This is a genomic window from Pelagibacterium xiamenense, assembly GCF_021166475.1.
Taxonomy (GTDB): Bacteria; Pseudomonadota; Alphaproteobacteria; order Rhizobiales; family Devosiaceae; genus Pelagibacterium; species Pelagibacterium xiamenense.
Window position 1 is genome coordinate 829,670 of the sequence record NZ_JAJOYS010000001.1, and the last position, 16,010, is coordinate 845,679.

General features: G+C 63.5%; 17 protein-coding genes. 7 read left to right on the forward strand and 10 right to left on the reverse strand.

Features of this window, described 5'->3' with window-relative positions:
• Window positions 1-51 precede the first annotated feature (51 nt).
• A complete protein-coding gene (locus tag LSG43_RS04050) occupies window positions 52-870 on the forward strand; it encodes a transporter substrate-binding domain-containing protein (RefSeq protein WP_231801493.1) in 819 nt (272 codons plus the stop codon).
• Window positions 871-886: 16 nt separating this feature from the next.
• Here the strand turns inward: LSG43_RS04050 and LSG43_RS04055 are convergent, their stop codons facing one another.
• Entirely contained in the window at window positions 887-1,291 is a 405-nt protein-coding gene (locus tag LSG43_RS04055; protein ID WP_231801495.1) for a tellurite resistance TerB family protein, read from the reverse strand.
• 125 nt (window positions 1,292-1,416) lie between these two features.
• Window positions 1,417-2,076 carry an NAD(P)-dependent oxidoreductase gene (locus LSG43_RS04060; RefSeq protein ID WP_231801497.1) on the reverse strand — a complete coding sequence of 220 codons (660 nt, stop codon included), beginning with the start codon at window positions 2,074-2,076 and terminating at the stop codon, window positions 1,417-1,419.
• Window positions 2,077-2,218: 142 nt separating this feature from the next.
• On the opposite strand from LSG43_RS04060, the gene LSG43_RS04065 reads away from it, so the two are divergent.
• Together LSG43_RS04065 and LSG43_RS04070 are read left to right on the forward strand one after the other, a co-directional pair.
• A complete protein-coding gene (locus tag LSG43_RS04065; protein ID WP_231801499.1) occupies window positions 2,219-3,085 on the forward strand; it encodes a LysR family transcriptional regulator in 867 nt (288 codons plus the stop codon).
• Between the two features lie 97 nt (window positions 3,086-3,182).
• Entirely contained in the window at window positions 3,183-4,793 is a 1,611-nt protein-coding gene (locus LSG43_RS04070; protein WP_231801500.1) for a lysine--tRNA ligase, read from the forward strand.
• Window positions 4,794-4,918: 125 nt separating this feature from the next.
• Here the strand turns inward: LSG43_RS04070 and LSG43_RS04075 are convergent, their stop codons facing one another.
• Both LSG43_RS04075 and LSG43_RS04080 read right to left on the reverse strand, forming a co-directional pair.
• On the reverse strand, window positions 4,919-5,125 hold the full coding sequence (locus tag LSG43_RS04075; RefSeq protein ID WP_231801501.1) for a helix-turn-helix domain-containing protein: 207 nt from the start codon (window positions 5,123-5,125) through the stop codon (window positions 4,919-4,921).
• A 10-nt stretch (window positions 5,126-5,135) separates the two neighbouring features.
• Entirely contained in the window at window positions 5,136-5,693 is a 558-nt protein-coding gene (locus LSG43_RS04080) for a DUF2975 domain-containing protein (protein ID WP_231801502.1), read from the reverse strand.
• A gap of 124 nt (window positions 5,694-5,817) precedes the next feature.
• On the opposite strand from LSG43_RS04080, the gene LSG43_RS04085 reads away from it, so the two are divergent.
• The gene (locus tag LSG43_RS04085; RefSeq protein ID WP_231801503.1) at window positions 5,818-6,231 is read left to right on the forward strand and encodes a hypothetical protein; all 414 of its coding nucleotides are present in this window, start codon (window positions 5,818-5,820) and stop codon (window positions 6,229-6,231) included.
• Window positions 6,232-6,253: 22 nt separating this feature from the next.
• Here the strand turns inward: LSG43_RS04085 and LSG43_RS04090 are convergent, their stop codons facing one another.
• A complete protein-coding gene (locus LSG43_RS04090; RefSeq protein WP_231801507.1) occupies window positions 6,254-6,895 on the reverse strand; it encodes a S24 family peptidase in 642 nt (213 codons plus the stop codon).
• Window positions 6,896-7,032: 137 nt separating this feature from the next.
• Between LSG43_RS04090 and LSG43_RS04095 the strand changes: the two genes are divergently transcribed.
• A complete protein-coding gene (locus tag LSG43_RS04095; protein ID WP_231801514.1) occupies window positions 7,033-7,377 on the forward strand; it encodes a DUF952 domain-containing protein in 345 nt (114 codons plus the stop codon).
• The gene (locus LSG43_RS04100; RefSeq protein WP_255713985.1) at window positions 7,377-8,477 is read left to right on the forward strand and encodes a quinone-dependent dihydroorotate dehydrogenase; all 1,101 of its coding nucleotides are present in this window, start codon (window positions 7,377-7,379) and stop codon (window positions 8,475-8,477) included. Before LSG43_RS04095 ends, LSG43_RS04100 begins: the two co-directional genes overlap by 1 nt.
• On the opposite strand, the gene LSG43_RS04105 is transcribed toward LSG43_RS04100, so the two are convergent.
• The 5 genes from LSG43_RS04105 to LSG43_RS04125 all read right to left on the reverse strand — a co-directional run bounded on the left by LSG43_RS04105 (window position 8,474) and on the right by LSG43_RS04125 (window position 13,426).
• Window positions 8,474-9,811 carry an MATE family efflux transporter gene (locus tag LSG43_RS04105; protein WP_231801516.1) on the reverse strand — a complete coding sequence of 446 codons (1,338 nt, stop codon included), beginning with the start codon at window positions 9,809-9,811 and terminating at the stop codon, window positions 8,474-8,476. The genes LSG43_RS04100 and LSG43_RS04105 overlap by 4 nt on opposite strands.
• A 117-nt stretch (window positions 9,812-9,928) precedes the next feature.
• Window positions 9,929-11,866: a methyl-accepting chemotaxis protein gene (locus LSG43_RS04110; protein WP_231801519.1), complete on the reverse strand. Its 1,938-nt coding sequence runs from the start codon at window positions 11,864-11,866 to the stop codon at window positions 9,929-9,931.
• A 99-nt stretch (window positions 11,867-11,965) separates the two neighbouring features.
• On the reverse strand, window positions 11,966-12,733 hold the full coding sequence (locus LSG43_RS04115) for an SDR family NAD(P)-dependent oxidoreductase (protein ID WP_231801522.1): 768 nt from the start codon (window positions 12,731-12,733) through the stop codon (window positions 11,966-11,968).
• Between the two features lie 108 nt (window positions 12,734-12,841).
• A complete protein-coding gene (locus tag LSG43_RS04120) occupies window positions 12,842-13,045 on the reverse strand; it encodes a dodecin family protein (RefSeq protein WP_231801524.1) in 204 nt (67 codons plus the stop codon).
• A 69-nt stretch (window positions 13,046-13,114) separates the two neighbouring features.
• Entirely contained in the window at window positions 13,115-13,426 is a 312-nt protein-coding gene (locus LSG43_RS04125; RefSeq protein ID WP_231801526.1) for a DUF6460 domain-containing protein, read from the reverse strand.
• A 76-nt stretch (window positions 13,427-13,502) separates the two neighbouring features.
• Between LSG43_RS04125 and LSG43_RS04130 the strand changes: the two genes are divergently transcribed.
• Window positions 13,503-16,004, forward strand: a complete 2,502-nt coding sequence (locus LSG43_RS04130) for a ligase-associated DNA damage response DEXH box helicase (protein WP_231801527.1) — start codon at window positions 13,503-13,505, stop codon at window positions 16,002-16,004.
• The last annotated feature ends 6 nt before the right edge of the window (window positions 16,005-16,010 follow it).

Below are 16,010 nucleotides of genomic sequence, written 5' to 3' on the forward strand. Positions count from 1 at the left end.
ATTGGGCCATAAAATTTGACGAAAAGTGTAACGGGCTGCGGGACGAATACAATGACGATGCTGCGTGTGCTGACCGGTTTCGTGCTTGCGCTTGCGCTTGCCCCGGCCGGCATCCTGGCGCAGGCGCTGCCGCTGCACGTCGATCCCGGCGCGCGCGAGGACCTTGTCGACCCTCAGACCGTGCCCGCGCTGCGGTTCCTCACAACGACCGACTTTCCGCCGTTCAACTACGAAGACGGGGATGGCGCGTTGATCGGCTATAACGTCGATCTTGCCAGGGCGATCTGCGGCGTGCTCACGGCGCGCTGCACGATCCAGGCGTGGCCGTGGGACCGCGCGCAACAAGCGCTCGCGGACAATCAGGGCGACGCCCTGATCGCCGGGCTCGCCATAACGGAAGCCTCGGGCGAGCGCTTCGACTTTTCACGAATATATCTCCAGCTGCCCGCACGGTTCGTGACCGCGCGTGCGGATGCCGGTGCGTTCGATGCAGGTGCCTATGAGGGCGCCATCGGCGTCCGCGCGGGGTCGGCACATGCGGACCTTTTGGCCGACATGCGGCCCGATCTCGAGCAGGTCGCTTATCCCACCGAGTTCGCCGCGCTCGAAGCGCTGGCCGCCGGGGAGACCGGTGCCGTCTTCGTTGACGGCATGCGGGCTTCGTTCTGGCTCAACGACAACCCCGGCTGCTGCGCGTTTGCCGGCGAGCCCTATTTCCGGCCCGACTATTTCGGCGCCGGCCTGTCGATCGCGGTGCCCGCCGGGCTCGACAACGTACGCACGGCGCTCAACTGGGCGCTCGTGCGGCTCGCGCGGGACGGGCGGATGGCCGAACTTTATCTGCGGTGGTTCCCGGTGGGGTTTTATTGAAGGCGCTGTGCCGGCATCACAGCCGGCGGTGGCGGATGCGGGCGGAGGTTTCGATTGCCGCGGTGGTGAGCCGGTCGATGGAAAAGGCGTCGCGGATCATCTCGAGGAGCCGCAATTCTTCCTGGTTGAGCGTCAGATCGACCGTCGTGATCTCGACCGCGAGCGCATAGGCGGTTTCCTGCAGGCGCGGCTCGAGCGCGTCGGAAATGGCAACCAGCAGTGCATCGAGGCCCCCCTTGTTGATCAGTTCGACGCAGTCGGTCGCAACCTGCGGCAGGCGCGCGATGTCGAAGCTCTCGAACACCGGCCAGCGGCTGATGAGTGCCGCGAAGCGGTCGATTTCGCGGTCGGTGATGTCCCTGTCCGATACGGCCGCGATGACCATGGAATAAACGAGGGCGTCGATGGGCGAGAGCTGCATGCGGGAAACCTGTTTTTGGGCGGTAGAGCGACGTTAAGAGATGGCGCATTGCGGTGCAAGCGGGTAAGGGGGAGGCGGTGAGCGGGCTGGCAGCTTTTGGGAGGATCGGCGAAATCGCCTGTCCATTATCGGCCTGAGGGGCTTTCAACCCCTTGTCCCCGATCCCGGGGGCCAGATACGCCATAGACCTGAAAGCCGGACGGGGACCTATGGACCGTATCGACAAGAAACATGGCAAGGCCCAAACGCGCCACGGACGAGCCATCAACGGGTAGAGACCCGGGTTCGGCACGATATCGCGTTTCGTTTCTGTCGGTTAGAAACCCACACCGTGCCACGACGACATCGAGGTTTGCCGCGCTCAGTTTGCGCTCCATGAGGATCGCGCTCTGCACGACATTGCGCACGACCGCCATCAGGAACCTATCGAGTAGCCGCCTGGGTGGAAAAAGGAGCGCGCTGGAGGTGACGAGAATCTTCCTGACGCCGGTTTGTGACGTAGCTTCAATTATCGCGTCCGCAGACCTGTAATAGATCGACGTTGCCCTTTTTGTCGGCCGCCGACCGCCAAGCGCCGAGATCGCGGCATCCTGTCCCCGAAACACCCCAGAGAGAAATTGCGGATCGCAGGGATCTCCGACGGCAACGCTTAACCGGTTGTGCCGGATCGCCGGGCGTTTCGCATCCGAGCGCACGACCGCGGTGACAATCGCACCCTTGTCGAGCGCCTCTCGAACCACAAGTCCTCCGGTACGGCCATTGGCACCCAACACTACGAGCTTCATTATTTCTGTCCTTTTCGGGTCCGCCGGTGTCATCACGGGTTCGGCGGTCCTGCCTGGACTCGATGTCTATCGATACATTTTTTGCTAGTAAATTGTCTATAAATGTAGGCTGAGTATACGGAAATAGCATACAACCGATGGCATGTCGTTTGATTGGAATCTGGCGAAGACACTGCTAGCCGTTGCCGAGGAGGGGTCTCTGTCGGCCGCCGCCCGCGCGCTTGGTCAGACGCAACCCACGGTCAGTCGGCAGATTGCCGCTCTTGAGCATTCCTTGGACGTCACGCTGTTTGAGCGCACTGGACGGTCGGTCACATTGACGCGGGCAGGGTTGGAGTTGCTGGATCACGTGCGTTCCATGGCCAGCGGCGCCAATATGCTATCGCTGGCAGCTTCGGGGAAATCCCAGTCGATCGAAGGCAAGGTGCTCATTACCGCGTCCGAGCTGATGTCAGCCTATGTCCTGCCGCCGATCCTGAGCGAACTGTGTCGGAAAGCGCCGTTGCTGAAGATCGATGTCGTTGCCGACAACGGTGTCAGAGACCTCATGCGTCGCGAAGCCGATATCGCGATCCGGCATACACCGTCCGATCAGCCCAACCTGATTGCCAGAAGCGTTCGCGAGCAGATCATGCGCTTTTATGCCAGCCCCACCTATCTTGAGAACAACGGAGAACCCAGAGAGGACGATTTTTCGGGGCACCAGATCGTCAGCTACATCGAAGCCGACCGGATGCTCGGGTACCTGGTGCCGGCGGGGCTCAATCTCACGAAAGCGAATTTCCGCCTGAGTTCATCGTCTCAGGTCGCGGCTTTGCAGATGGCGTGCGCCGGTTTGGGCATGATCATCTTGCCCGACCAAATCGCGATGTCGATTTCCGGACTTGTTCCAGTCTTGAACACTCTCAAAGCCTTCAGCGTGCCGACATGGCTCGTCGCACACAGGGAACTACGAACGAGCCGCCGCATCAGGCTGGTGTTTGATCACCTTGCGGACAACCTGTCATAACAGTCTGCACCGCCCTGCCATTGACCTTTCCGGGCCGATAGTGCAACACCGGCGTCGCTTGATCTTCCACCATTGCAAACCATAAGGATGGGCACCCGTGTCCGGCACGCTGTCACCACTCGATCCCGCCGCCATCGAAGCGGCTTCCAACGCGCGCGCATGGCCTTTCGAGGAAGCGCGTAAAGTCGTTGCTCGGGTCGAGAAATCGGGCAAGGGCGAGGCCGTGTTCGAGACCGGGTATGGACCATCGGGGTTGCCGCATATCGGAACGTTCGGGGAGGTCGCGCGGACGACCATGGTGCGCACGGCGTTCCGGCTTCTGACCGGAGACAGGATCCCGACCCGGTTGATCTCTTTTTCCGACGATATGGATGCGTTGCGCAAGGTGCCGACGAACCTGCCCAATCAGGAGATGCTGGCAGGGTTTCTTGGCTATCCGGTTTCGCGCGTGCCGGATCCGTTCGGCAACGAATATCCAAGCTTTGCCGCGCACAACAACGCGCGGCTGCGGGCGTTTCTCGACGATTTCGGGTTCGAATATACGTTCGCGTCTGCCGCCGAATATTACGGCTCGGGCCAGTTCGACGCGGCGCTCATGCGCATGCTCGAAGTCTATGACGAGGTGATGGAGATCATTCTCCCAACCCTCGGAGAAGAGCGCCGGGCGACCTATTCGCCCTTCCTGCCGATTTCCCAGACGACGGGCAAGGTGCTGCAGGTGCCGATCGTGGCGCGCGATGCGGCCTCGGGGACGATCGTCTATCTCGATCCCGATACCGGCGCGCATATCGAAACCACGGTGACCGGCGGCAAGGTCAAGTGCCAGTGGAAGGCCGATTGGGCACTGCGCTGGTACGCGCTCGGGGTCGATTACGAGATGTCCGGCAAGGACCTCATCGACTCGGTGCGGCTTTCGAGCCGGATCGTTTCCGCGCTCGGCGGCACACCGCCCGAAGGGTTCAACTACGAGCTCTTCCTCGACAAGGAAGGCGCCAAGATTTCCAAGTCCAAGGGCAACGGCCTCTCGATCGAGGAATGGCTGCGCTATGCCACGCCAGAGAGCCTGTCGCTCTTCATGTTCCAGAAGCCCAGGGCGGCCAAGCGGCTGCATTTCGACGTCATCCCCAAGGCGGTGGACGAATACTATGCTTTCGCCGCGGCCGCGCAGGATCAGGACGCCGCGCAGCTTCTGGAAAACCCGGCCTACCACATCCATTCGCACAGGCCTCCGGCCTACGACGTGCCGATCTCGTTCGCGCTGATGCTGAACCTCGTTTCGGCGGCGAACGCGGAGGACGAGACGGTGCTCTGGGGCTTTATCGAGCGCTACGTGCCGGGTGGAACGCCGGAAAATCACCCCGAACTCGCCAAGCTCGCGACCTTCGCGATCCGGTATTTCGAGGATTTCGTGAAGCCCGAAAAGGCGTTCCGGACACCGACGGACGTGGAAGCGGCGGCGCTGCGCGACCTTTCCGAGGCGCTCGCGCCCCATGCCGGGTCGACGGATGCGACGGAACTCCAGAACATCGTCTACGAGATCGGCAAGACCCATCCGTTCGAGAACCTGCGCGACTGGTTCAAGGCGATCTATCAGGTGCTGCTCGGACAGGACCAGGGCCCGCGCTTCGGCTCGTTCATTGCGCTTTACGGGGTGGAGAACACCCGCGCGCTGATCGAGAAGGGCGTGAGCGGGCAGCTTGCAGCCTAGGCGACAGGCGCGCCTGGGGCTGCTGTCTTGATGGAATCAGTATAGAAGCTCCAGGTCCTCGTCTTGTCGCGCTTCCGCACCGAATAAGTGGTGCCCGCTTATTCCGGAAGCGCTCCAGCGCGCGCCTATTCTTCGGCGTATTCGAGAATATCGCCGGGCTGACACTCGAGATAGGCGCAGATCGCCGCGAGCGTTTCAAACCGCACGCCTTTGACCTTGCCCTGCCGCAAGAGCGAGAGGTTGGCCTCGGTGATGCCGATGTGTTCGGCGAGGTCCTTGGATTTGACGCCGCGCTGAGCCAGCACGACGCCGAGGTTTACCTTGATCGGCATGGCGGCATCCTCAAACGAACTGCGCGTTTTCTTCGGCCAGCAAAGCGGCTTGCTGCATCGCCCACGCCATGGCTGAAATGGTGCCGGCAAAAAGCACGAACAGGATCGTGTCCGAGGAGACGTAGAAGGCGATCATGCGTTGGCCCGGCGGTGCCGACCAGCTCAAAACGAGGCTCAGGAGCGCCCCGATGAACGGCTTGATCAGCGCACTGGCGCCGATGGCGATCGCAAAGTCGCGCAACCCGCCGCTCGCCGCGCTCGAAAAGATGGCGCCTGAAAGAAAGGCGGCAAGGCAGGCACGGAGCCGGATCAGCCCGAAGACAAGGATGCCGAGCGGGATCATCGAAAGCCCGAACCCGGCGCCGCGCTCCAGAAGACCGACGGGACGCGGTGCGCCTGCGGGGATATGGAGAAGGTTCGCCAGCCCGGAGCGGTCGAGCGTGAACCAGAAGAGGGCCATGCCCACAGGCAGTACGATCGCGGCGACGAGCGCGCCCAACCGCAGTGCGGCAATGCCCGTGCGGACGGGTGCGGAAAGGGGCGCGGAGATGGGTACGGTGGCGGTCATGCGCAAAGGGTCCATTCGAGTTCGTCAGTGGATGGTCCGAATGTGAAGCAAAAATTATCGTTTGACAATAATTAGTTTTCGCAAAACGATAGTTCCTGTCTCTAACCAGGCCAGGAGCCTTGCAATGTATGCTTCCCCTTTCACCCTTCACCGCCGCTTAAAGCGGTTCGCTCTGAGCGTTTTTGTCGCCATCGTTGCGCTGCCGGTAGCCGGGCTGGCACAGTCCCTGGACCGCACGGTGCAAGGCCATGTCTCGGTCGCCACGGTCGCGAATATGATCTCGGATGCGGCGAACGACAGCGCCGCGCGCGACCGCCTCAGCCTCTATCTCACAGGGATTGGCGAGAGCGCGGGATATCTCGTATCGATGGCCGGGGACGCCGGGATGGACCTCGAATGCCCCCATTCATTCAGCCTGGGCAGCGATACGGCCTGGGCTGCCATTGCCGCGGCGGCACCCGACAGCGGCACATGGGCACAGACGCCCGCCGCTCCGATCATTCTTTCGGATATGCTCGAACGGGCCGGTTGCCGTTAGGCGGCGGCAGGGCGGGCCAGGCCTACTGGCTCGCCCACAGGATCCGGGCGATCCAGTCGATCTCTTCGGGCTTGAAGATTCGCGGAGCGTGGTCGGGATTGATCGAATGCAGTTCGATCTGCTTTTCGGTGCGCCGATAGAGGATCTTGGCCATCACCTCGCCATCGCGCGTGCGCGCGACGACACGGTCGCCGCGCCGCAATTGCTCGGTGGGCGAAACGATAAGGACGTCCCCGTCGCGATAGAGCGGCTGCATGGAGTCCCCGGTGACCTCGAGGGCGTAGGCCGTGCCATCTGAAAAGCCGGGGAAGCGCACCTCGTCCCAGCCCTGGCCGGCGGGGAAACCCGCGGCGTCGAAAAAGCCGCCCGAGCCCGCCTGCGCGAAGCCCAGCAAGGGCACGGTCGGCGACGAGACACGCGCGGGGGCTTGCGAATAGGGCATCGAGCCCGAAAGGAAGCTGTCGAAGGTCTCGTTGGTGGCCTCGAGCACCTTGGCGATGGACTCGGTCGACGGCCAGCGCTCGCGCCCGTCCTTCGAGACGCGCTTTGAGGGGTTGAACGCCGTCGCGTCGAGCCCGGCGAGTTTGGCCAGGCCCGATGTCGAAAGCTGATGCCGCTCGGCAAGGGCGTCGAGGGCAGCCCATATGGCGCGGTGCGAAAGCATGGTAGAGGAATGAAGTCTCCAATAAAGGGAAACAAATCCTATTTCTTCCTATAGGGTGTTAACCTTTTTGTAAAGTCAAAACGCGCCTTGGCAGTGCACCGGTCCGCCTGTAGGGTCCCGCTGACAAGGAAGCGGACATGGCAGAACCGATCTATAAAATCGCCAGCAAGGCCGACTGGGAGGCCGCGTGGGTGGCCGGCGAACTCAAGGGCACGGCGGTTGACCTTGCCGACGGCTATATTCACTTTTCGACCGCAGAACAGCTCGCCGAAACCCTCGACAAGCATTATCGCGGGCAGTCGGGACTGGTGCTGGCGACGATCGACCCGGACCTTCTGCCCCATCCCCTCAAATGGGAACCCTCGCGCGGCGGGGCGCTGTTCCCGCATCTTTATGCCCCCCTGCCCATGGCGGCGGTGATCGCCGAGCGCCCGCTCGATGCGCGCGGGGATGGCGGGTTTGACCTGCCGGAGATCGACTGATGGGGCTGGCGGACTTCCTGCGTCACAAGGGCATTCAGAAATTCACCCGCGAGGCGCTCTTGAAGATGGAGCCCGAGACCGCGCACCGGGCGACGATCAACGCGCTGAAGTACGGGCTCGCGCCGAAGGGCGAACCGGACCCGCAGAGCCTCTCGACGGAACTGTGCGGACTGAAGCTACCCAATCCGGTCGGCATGGCGGCGGGGTTCGACAAGAACGCCGAGGTGCCAGGGCCGCTCGCCAGGGTCGGTTTCGGCTTTGTCGAGGTGGGGACCGTGACGCCGCGGGCACAGACGGGCAATCCGACGCCGCGGCTGTTCCGCATTCCCGAGGCCATGGGGGTCGTCAACCGGCTCGGGTTCAACAACGAGGGCCACGCCGCCGCGTTCGAGCGGCTGGCGGATCGGGACCGCAGCCTGGTGATCGGCGTCAATGTCGGCGCCAACAAGGACAGCGAGGATTTCGTCGCTGACTATGTTCTCGGGGTGAGGGCGTTTTCGCCCATCGCCGACTATCTGACGGCCAATATCTCCTCGCCCAACACGCCGGGGTTGCGAAACCTTCAGTCCGACGAGGCGCTGACGCGGCTTTTGGGCGCGATCACCGAGACACGGGCCGCGCAGCCGCGCCAGACGCCGGTTTTCCTAAAGATTGCGCCCGACCTGACCGAGCCCGAGATGGACGGTATCGCGCGGGTGGTGCTCGAAAGCGGGATCGACGGGCTGATCGTGTCCAATACGACGCTGTCGCGCGAGCCGGTCGCGGGGATGGCCAATGCCGGGGAAACGGGCGGGCTCTCGGGCAGGCCGCTCTTCGCACTCGCGACCCAGAGGCTCGCGCAAATGCGTCAGCGCGTGGGGCCGGAATTTCCGATCATCGGGGTTGGCGGCATCCATTCGGGCAAGAGCGCGGTGGCGAAATTCGAGGCGGGCGCCAATGCGGTGCAGCTTTATTCGGCGCTGGTCTATGGCGGGCTCGAGATGATCGACGAGATCAAGGCCGGGCTCGCGCAGGCTGTTGCCGAGCGTGGGCTGACCTCGGTGGCAGGGCTCACCGGGACGGCGATCGACGACTGGGCCCTGGGGCGCGCAACGCATTAGGTGAAGAGGTCGGCTTTTCGTCGTTCGATGGCGACCGCATAGATGCCCGCCCGGGTGAGCAGAAGGACATGCAGCGCCAGCCAGAGGCCCCAGAGCCCCAAGAGCGGCTGGAGAATAATCGCCGTGGCGAGATAGATGGCCAGCGAAGCGAGCATGCCGTTGCGCATGGTGACGTTCAATGTCGCGCCAATCATGATGCCGTCGTAAACGAACGCGGTCATGCCCGTGAGCGGGGTCAGCGCCGCCATGACGAGGTAGGTCCGCGCGTTTTCGCGGACGGCGGCATTGGTGGTCATCAGGTCGATGGCGACCCAGCCGAAGGTGAGGAGGATAATCGTCAACGCGCCGCCGATGACAAGGCCCCAGAGGAGGCTCAGCCGCACGGAGGTCTCGAAGGCCGGACGCCAATTGGCGCCGACGGCGCGGCCGCAAAGCTGTTCTGTTGCCGTGGCAAGGCCGTCGAGGAAGAACGCCGAGATCGCGAACAGCTGCAAAAGGATGGTGCTCGCCGAAAGGATCACCTCGCCCATCCGTGCGCGCTGGGCGGCGAAAAAGGCGAAGGCACCCATAAGCGCCGCCGAGCGGATGATGAGATCGCGGCTGATCCCCACCATGCGCTGGATCGCGGTGAGGTCGAGCAGCGCGGCGCGCGGTGTGGCGGCCAGAATGCCGGCGATGCCGCCATAGTGCCGCACGGCGATGACGAGGCCGATGGCGCTGGCGCAAACCTGGCCGATAACAGTTGCCGCCGCGACGCCGACGACACCCCAGCCGAGCCCGAAGACGAAAGCGATCGAGAGGACGATGTTGACGACGTTGATAAGGATCTGCAGCACCATGCCGGTCTTTGCCGCGGCGCGGCCATAGAACCAGCCCAGGAGCACGTAATTGATGAAGACGAAGGGTACCGACCAGAGGCGGGTGAAGAGATAATCGGCGAAGGCGGCCTGGGATTGTTCCGGCGGCGCCAGCGTGGCGGCGAAGAACCAGTAGACCGGCACCGATAGTGCGAGTAACGCAAGGCCGAGAACGACAGCGACGAGCATGGCGCGGGCCAGATGCAGAAGCCCGTCTTTGGGATCGTGCGCGCCGACGGCCTGAGCGACGAGCCCGGCGGTGCCGAAGCGCAGGAAGAAGGCCAGCGCGAAGATGACGCTGAAGGCGACGGTACCGAGCGCCAGCCCGCCCAGAAGCCCCGCATCGCCCAATTGCCCGATGACGGCGGTATCGACCACCCCCGCGACCGGTTCTGTGATGAACGCGAGCGAAGCGGGCAGGGCGATAGCCCAGACGTCCTTGTTGCGGACGGTGAACGGGTGTTGCGGGCGGGACATGGATGTGGCCGGACGCGGTGCTTTGAAACGAACCGGAACGCTATCCGATTCTCGGACTGCAGAAACGGAAAAGGCCCGGCGATGCCGGGCCTTTCGCCTGGTTGAATATGCGCGGGGTCAGAATTCTGCCCAGTCGGTGTCGATCGCGGCGTTGCCGGCCGAGAGATAGCTTCGGGCCGCTTGAGAGGCCTTCTTCTGAAGGCCGCGGGCGTCGGACTTCAGCTGCGCGCCGGCCCCATCATTCGCCGCGCTATTGGCCGCATCGATCGTGAACACCTCGACGATGCCGTCAAGCTCGGTGGCCTGGGCTTCGGTCTGCTCGATGGCCGCATTCGTCTCTTCGACGAGCGCGGCGTTGTGCTGGGTCATTTCGTCCATCTGCCGGATGGCGGTGCTGACCTCGCGGATGGCGTCCGTCTGTTCGCGATTGGCCTCGGAAATGCCCTGCATCAGTCTGGCGTTCGACTGCACGGCCTCGAGAATGTCGGCGAGCTTGGACGCCGCATCGGCGACCAGCTTGGAGCCGCCGGCGACTTCTTCGCCGCTCCTTTCGACAAGCGTTTTGACTTCCGCCGAAGCGTCGGCGGCCGACTGCGCGAGGCGCCGCACCTCGATGGCGACGACCGCAAAGCCCTTGCCCGCTTCGCCGGCGCGCGCGGCCTCGACCGAGGCGTTGAGCGCCAGAAGATTGGTCTGGAAGGCGATGTCGTCGATCATGCCGATGATGTTGGAAATCTGTGAAGAGGACGACGTGATCCGCTCCATGGCCGTGGTGGCCGCCTGCATGGTGCCGCCGCCTTCGCTCGCCAGCTTTGCGGCGGTCTGGCTGCCGGCGTAGGCCTCATCGGCCTTTTCGGCATTCGCGGTGACCGCGCTCGTCAACTGATCCATCGCCGCCGAGGTTTCCTCGATGGCTGCGGCTTGCTTGGTGGTGCGTTCGGACAGATCGTTGGCGCCCGCGAGGATTTCCCCTGTCGCGGCCTTGAGCGCCCGCGAGGTCGTACGCAGCTTTGCGACGACGTCGCTCAGCTTGTCGGCGGTCGCGTTGAAATCGTCCTTCAGCCGCCGTGCCTTTTCAGGAAGCGTTTCGGTGATCCGGTAGGTGAGGTCGCCCGAGGCCAGGGCGGACAGCCCTTTGGCGAGGCTTTCGACGGCGGCCATGTCGGCCTCGGCCTCACGCGCCTTGTCTGCCTGGGCGCTGGCGCGTTCCGCCTCGCTTGCGGCACGCTCCGCCTCGCGTTGCTGCCGGGTCTCGGCCGCTTCGGCTTCCATGGCCTCTTTGTCGATCGCCGCCTGCTTGAAAACCAGCACCGCGCGGGCCATGTCGCCGACTTCGTCGGTTGCCCTGGTGGCGGGGATGTCCACCGAATTGTCGCCCTCGGCGAGCCTCCCCATGGCGGCGGTCAGGGCATTGACCGGCCTGGTGATCGAGCGGGTGATGACGAACGCTGCGGCGCCCATGGCAATAAAGCCCGCGACCAGGGCGGCGCCGAGCAGGGCGGCGTTTTCCCAGAACAACGCCGAGAGGTCGTCCGTATAAACGCCCGTACCCACGATCCAGCCCCATTCGGTGCCTTCCACGTGCGAGAGCTTGGGCTGGGGTTGATCGCTGCCGGGTTTGGGCCAGAGGTAGTCGACGAAGCCCGAGCCGCTTTGCGCGACAGTTTCAACGAAGGCAGGGAAGATACGCTTGCCATTGGGGTCTTCCAGCGTCGAAAGATCCTGGTTCTCCAGTTCGGGCTTGATAGGATGCATAACGACCGTCGAATTCATGTCGTTGATCCAGAAATATTCGCTTCCGCTATAGCGCATGGGGCGAATGGCCTCGATGGCGCGCGCCTGCGCCTCCTCCACACTCAGCGTGCCGTCCTCCGCCAGCGCCGCGTACGCCGCGATTGTCGACGTCACGGTGTCGGTCATGCTGCTAAGCATGGTCTTGCGCTCTTCGACGAGCTTGTTCTGAGTGTTGAGGACGCTGAACAGCGTTCCGACGGTCATCATCCCGAGCGCAATTGCGCCCATGATGTACAGACGAGTGGAGATACGAAATTTCATGATGGGTGCTCTGGGACCTTTCTGGTGTGCCCAGAGATTATGGCGGTTAGGGTAAAAAAGCTCCTAACCGTCATTTTTGTTGACGAAACGCGAGGCCTGTCAGTTTTCGAAGTCGTCGCGCTTCAGGATCACGGGCCGGGACGGCACCTGGCAGACCGGCATGATCTCCATCACGTTGATGTTGACATGGTCGGGCAGGGTCGCGACCCACCAGACGGCCTCGGCGATATCTTCGGGCATCAGGGGATCGTTGTCCGCGTACATCTTCTCGTTGGCATCGAAATCCCCGCCCGTGCGCACGGCGGTGAATTCGGATTTCGCGTGGCCTGGTTCGAGCGAGGTGATGCGGATGCCGGTGCCCGCCAGATCGGTCCGCAGGTTCATCGAGAACTGATGCACGAAGGCCTTGGTTGCGCCGTACACATTGCCGCCGGCGTAGGCGAAGCGCTGGGCGATCGAACCGGTGTTGATGATCGACGCGCCCTTGCCCACCTGCTTGATGAGCGGCAGGAGGGCGAGGGTGGTATGCAGGAGGCCCATGACGTTCGTTTCGACCATGGTGCGCCACTGTCCGGTGTCGACATCGGGGATCGGCTGAGTGCCCAGAGCGAGGCCGCCATTGTTGAACAGGCACGTGACCGGTTTGAAGCCTTCGGGGATGGCGGCGACGGCGGCATCGATGCTCGCGGCATCGGTCAGGTCCATCGTGATGCCGTGAACGATGCCGGGAAATTCGTCCTCGAGCGCGTTGAGCCGATCGACCCGGCGGCCCGTCGCAATCACCTTCCAGCCATTGGACGCAAACTTGCGCGCTGTGGCCTGGCCGAAGCCGGAGGTGGCGCCGGTGATAAAAATGACGGGCTGCATGGTGATCGATCCCCCGAAAACAAAGACAAGTCGGGTGTAAACGAGTCGCCGGCCAGGGCAAAGCGACCCGTTTTACAATGGGAGGGTGGCTTGTCTTGAAGCGTGCAGCTAGTCCTCGAGAACGAAGGTGACCGACAGGTTGACGCGATAGTGGGAAATCTTGCCGTCTTCGATCTCGACGTTCTGGTCCTTGACCCAGGCGCTCTTCATTCCGCGCAGCGTTTTCGACGCTCGTGCGATCCCCTGCTGGACCGCGTCGTCAAAGCTCGTCGGCGAGGTTGCAGAGATTTCGGTTACCCGTGCAACAGTCATTGTTCCGTCCTCCTTGATCGGCATACGCTTCTCAGGAACGGATCGCCGCCGCGGGAAGTTCCCGGAACGTCAGCGTTTTTTGCCCATTGCGAGGATGCGCAGGACGATCCAGATCGGCACGACGATGACCGCGCCGGTGAGGATATACGCGGCGACCTGCCGGAACGCGGCGAAGCCGTCGTCGAAAAGGCCCGAAACCATGCGCTGGATGCCGCGCAGGAGGTCTTCGGGGCTGACCCCGAAAATAGCCATCATGAAGCCTACGAGCAGGCTTAAGAGCACGAGCCGGATAAAGACCCGGCTCGGGGTGTCGCCCAAAAGCGCGGTAAGACCGTTCCCTGACCGGGGCTCGCGCCGATTGAAACTCTCTGCCAAGTTCATGCCCTCGCGTTCGATTCCCGCTATGCTATGCCGCATATGGGGCTAAACCGTATCCGTTGCAAAGGTTCCGCCGCGCTTGTCCGAACTTTCTCCCATCGTCGCCGACTGGTTCAAGGGCAAGGGCTGGCACGCGCGGCCCCATCAGCTCGCCGTTCTCGACGCCGAGCGGGCGGGCAATTCGGTGCTGCTGATCGCGCCAACGGGCGCGGGCAAGACGCTGGCGGGGTTCCTGCCCTCGATCGAGGATCTGATCGCAACCCCGCATGAGGGCCTGCACACGCTCTATATCTCGCCCCTCAAGGCGCTCGCGGTGGACGTGGCCCGGAACCTTTCCGATCCCATTGCCGAGATGGGATTGAAAATCAAGGTCGAAACGCGGACCGGGGACACGCCGGCGTCACGGCGGCAGCGGCAGCGGTTCGACCCGCCCCATATCCTGATGACCACCCCCGAGCAGATCGCCCTGTTGCTCAGCCATCCCGACAGCGCGCGGCTTTTTGGCAGTCTCAAACGTATCGTGCTCGACGAATTGCACGCCCTTGTTACCTCCAAGCGCGGCGACCTGCTTTCTCTTGGTGTAGCGCGGCTCGCGCGGCTGGCGCCGCAGGTGCAGATCACCGCGCTTTCAGCGACGGTCGCGCAACCTCAAACTCTGCGCGAGTGGATCGCAATGCCGGTGGCGCCGCGCCCCGCGGTGCTGCTCAACGCGCCCGGCGGCGCGACGCCGGAGCTTTCGATCCTGAGGAGCGACGATCCGATGCCCTGGGCCGGGCATTCGGCGGCCTATGCGGTGCCTGATCTTTATCGGATCATCAGGGACCACGGGACGACGCTTTTGTTCGTCAATACCCGGTCGCAGGCGGAGATGCTGTTCCAGAACCTCTGGGCCATTAACGAGGATAACCTGCCTATCGCGCTCCATCATGGTTCGCTCTCGGTCGAGCAGCGGCGCAAGGTGGAAAGCGCGATGGTTTCGGGGCGACTGAGCGCAGTGGTGTGTACCTCGACGCTCGATCTGGGCATCGACTGGGGCGATGTCGACCTCGTCGTCCAGATCGGCGCGCCCAAAGGCGCCTCGCGCATGCTCCAGCGCATCGGCCGGGCGAACCACCGGCTCGACGAGCCCTCCAAGGCGCTGTTCGTGCCCGCCAACCGGTTCGAAGTGCTCGAATGCGAGGCGGCGCTCGAGGCGGTGGCGATGGGTGCCCAGGATTCCGAAACGCCGCTCCCCGGCGGGCTCGACGTGCTCGCCCAGCATGTTCTGGGACTGGCGTGTTCGGCGCCGCTCGACCCCGACGAGACCTTCGCCGAGATCACATCGGCCTGGCCCTATCGCGAGCTGACGCGGGAGAAATTCGACAAGGTGCTCGATTTCGTCTCGACCGGGGGCTACGCGCTGCGGGCCTACGAGCGGTTCGCCAAACTGCGGAAGACCCCGGAAGGGACGCTCAGGATCGCCAACCCGCAGATCGCGCAGCAATACCGGCTCAATGTCGGCACCATCGTCGAGGAGCCGATGCTGAAGGTGCGTCTCGTGCGGGCGCGGGGGATCAAAAAAGGCGCGACAACGGGACCGATCGGACGCGGCGGGCGGATGCTCGGGGAGATCGAGGAATATTTCATCGACCAGCTCGTGCGCGGGGACACCTTCATGTTCGGCGGCGAGATCGTCGCATTCGAGGGCGTGGTGGAGACCGAGGCCTATGTTTCGCGGGCGTTTTCCGACAATCCGAAAATCCCCTCCTACATGGGCGGGAAGTTTCCGCTCTCGACCTATCTCGCCGATGGAGTGCGGCGGCAGTTGGCCGATCCGGAAAGCTGGCGTGTGCTGCCCGATCAGGTGCGCGAGTGGCTGGAAATCCAGCGCGCGGTTTCGGTGCTGCCCGGGCGGGACAGCCTGCTCGTCGAGACCTTCCCGCGCGGGGGCAAATACTACATGGTCTGCTACCCGTTCGAGGGGCGGCTGGCGCATCAGACGCTCGGGATGCTGTTGACGCGGCGGCTGGAGCGCGAGCGCGCGCAGCCCCTGGGGTTCGTCGCCTCGGACTATTCGCTGGCGATCTGGTGCGCGAGTGACATCGGCGGGCTGATCCGCACCGGGCGGCTTTCGCTCGACCAGCTCTTCGACGAGGACATGCTCGGCGACGATCTTGAGGCCTGGCTCGACGAATCCGCCTTGATGAAGCGTACCTTCCGCAACTGCGCGATCATCGCCGGACTCATTGAAAGGCGGCATCCGGGCAAGGAGAAGTCGGGGCGCCAGATGACGATGAGCTCGGATATCATCTACGACGTGCTCTATCAGCACGAGCCCGACCATATCCTCATCGAGGCGACCCGGCGCGACGCGGCGCGCGGGCTCCTCGATATCGAACGGTTAGGGCATGCGCTGAGGCGCATCCGGCGGCATATCCAGCATAAGCCGCTGGACCGAATCTCTCCGCTTGCGGTACCTGTGATGCTCGATATCGGCAAGGAGCCGGTTTTCGGCGAGGCGCGCGAGGCGGTGTTGCGCGAGGCTGCCGACGAACTGATTGCGGAGGCCATGCACATTGACAAGCGCGCTGCCACGAGATGAGGCCGA

Bases quoted from the DNA above. Each gene is read 5' to 3' on its own strand.
- LSG43_RS04075 (WP_231801501.1), bottom strand. From the start codon at position 5,125: ATGCCGATCAAGGTAAACCTCGGCGTCGTGCTGGCTCAGCGCGGCGTC.
- LSG43_RS04090 (WP_231801507.1), bottom strand. From the start codon at position 6,895: ATGCTTTCGCACCGCGCCATATGGGCTGCCCTCGACGCCCTTGCCGAG.
- LSG43_RS04105 (WP_231801516.1), bottom strand. From the start codon at position 9,811: ATGTCCCGCCCGCAACACCCGTTCACCGTCCGCAACAAGGACGTCTGG.
- LSG43_RS04125 (WP_231801526.1), bottom strand. From the start codon at position 13,426: ATGAACTTGGCAGAGAGTTTCAATCGGCGCGAGCCCCGGTCAGGGAAC.
- LSG43_RS04060 (WP_231801497.1), bottom strand. From the start codon at position 2,076: ATGAAGCTCGTAGTGTTGGGTGCCAATGGCCGTACCGGAGGACTTGTG.
- LSG43_RS04065 (WP_231801499.1), top strand. From the start codon at position 2,219: ATGTCGTTTGATTGGAATCTGGCGAAGACACTGCTAGCCGTTGCCGAG.
- LSG43_RS04120 (WP_231801524.1), bottom strand. From the start codon at position 13,045: ATGACTGTTGCACGGGTAACCGAAATCTCTGCAACCTCGCCGACGAGC.
- LSG43_RS04050 (WP_231801493.1), top strand. From the start codon at position 52: ATGACGATGCTGCGTGTGCTGACCGGTTTCGTGCTTGCGCTTGCGCTT.
- LSG43_RS04110 (WP_231801519.1), bottom strand. From the start codon at position 11,866: ATGAAATTTCGTATCTCCACTCGTCTGTACATCATGGGCGCAATTGCG.
- LSG43_RS04085 (WP_231801503.1), top strand. From the start codon at position 5,818: ATGTATGCTTCCCCTTTCACCCTTCACCGCCGCTTAAAGCGGTTCGCT.
- LSG43_RS04055 (WP_231801495.1), bottom strand. From the start codon at position 1,291: ATGCAGCTCTCGCCCATCGACGCCCTCGTTTATTCCATGGTCATCGCG.
- LSG43_RS04100 (WP_255713985.1), top strand. From the start codon at position 7,377: ATGGGGCTGGCGGACTTCCTGCGTCACAAGGGCATTCAGAAATTCACC.
- LSG43_RS04080 (WP_231801502.1), bottom strand. From the start codon at position 5,693: ATGACCGCCACCGTACCCATCTCCGCGCCCCTTTCCGCACCCGTCCGC.
- LSG43_RS04115 (WP_231801522.1), bottom strand. From the start codon at position 12,733: ATGCAGCCCGTCATTTTTATCACCGGCGCCACCTCCGGCTTCGGCCAG.
- LSG43_RS04095 (WP_231801514.1), top strand. From the start codon at position 7,033: ATGGCAGAACCGATCTATAAAATCGCCAGCAAGGCCGACTGGGAGGCC.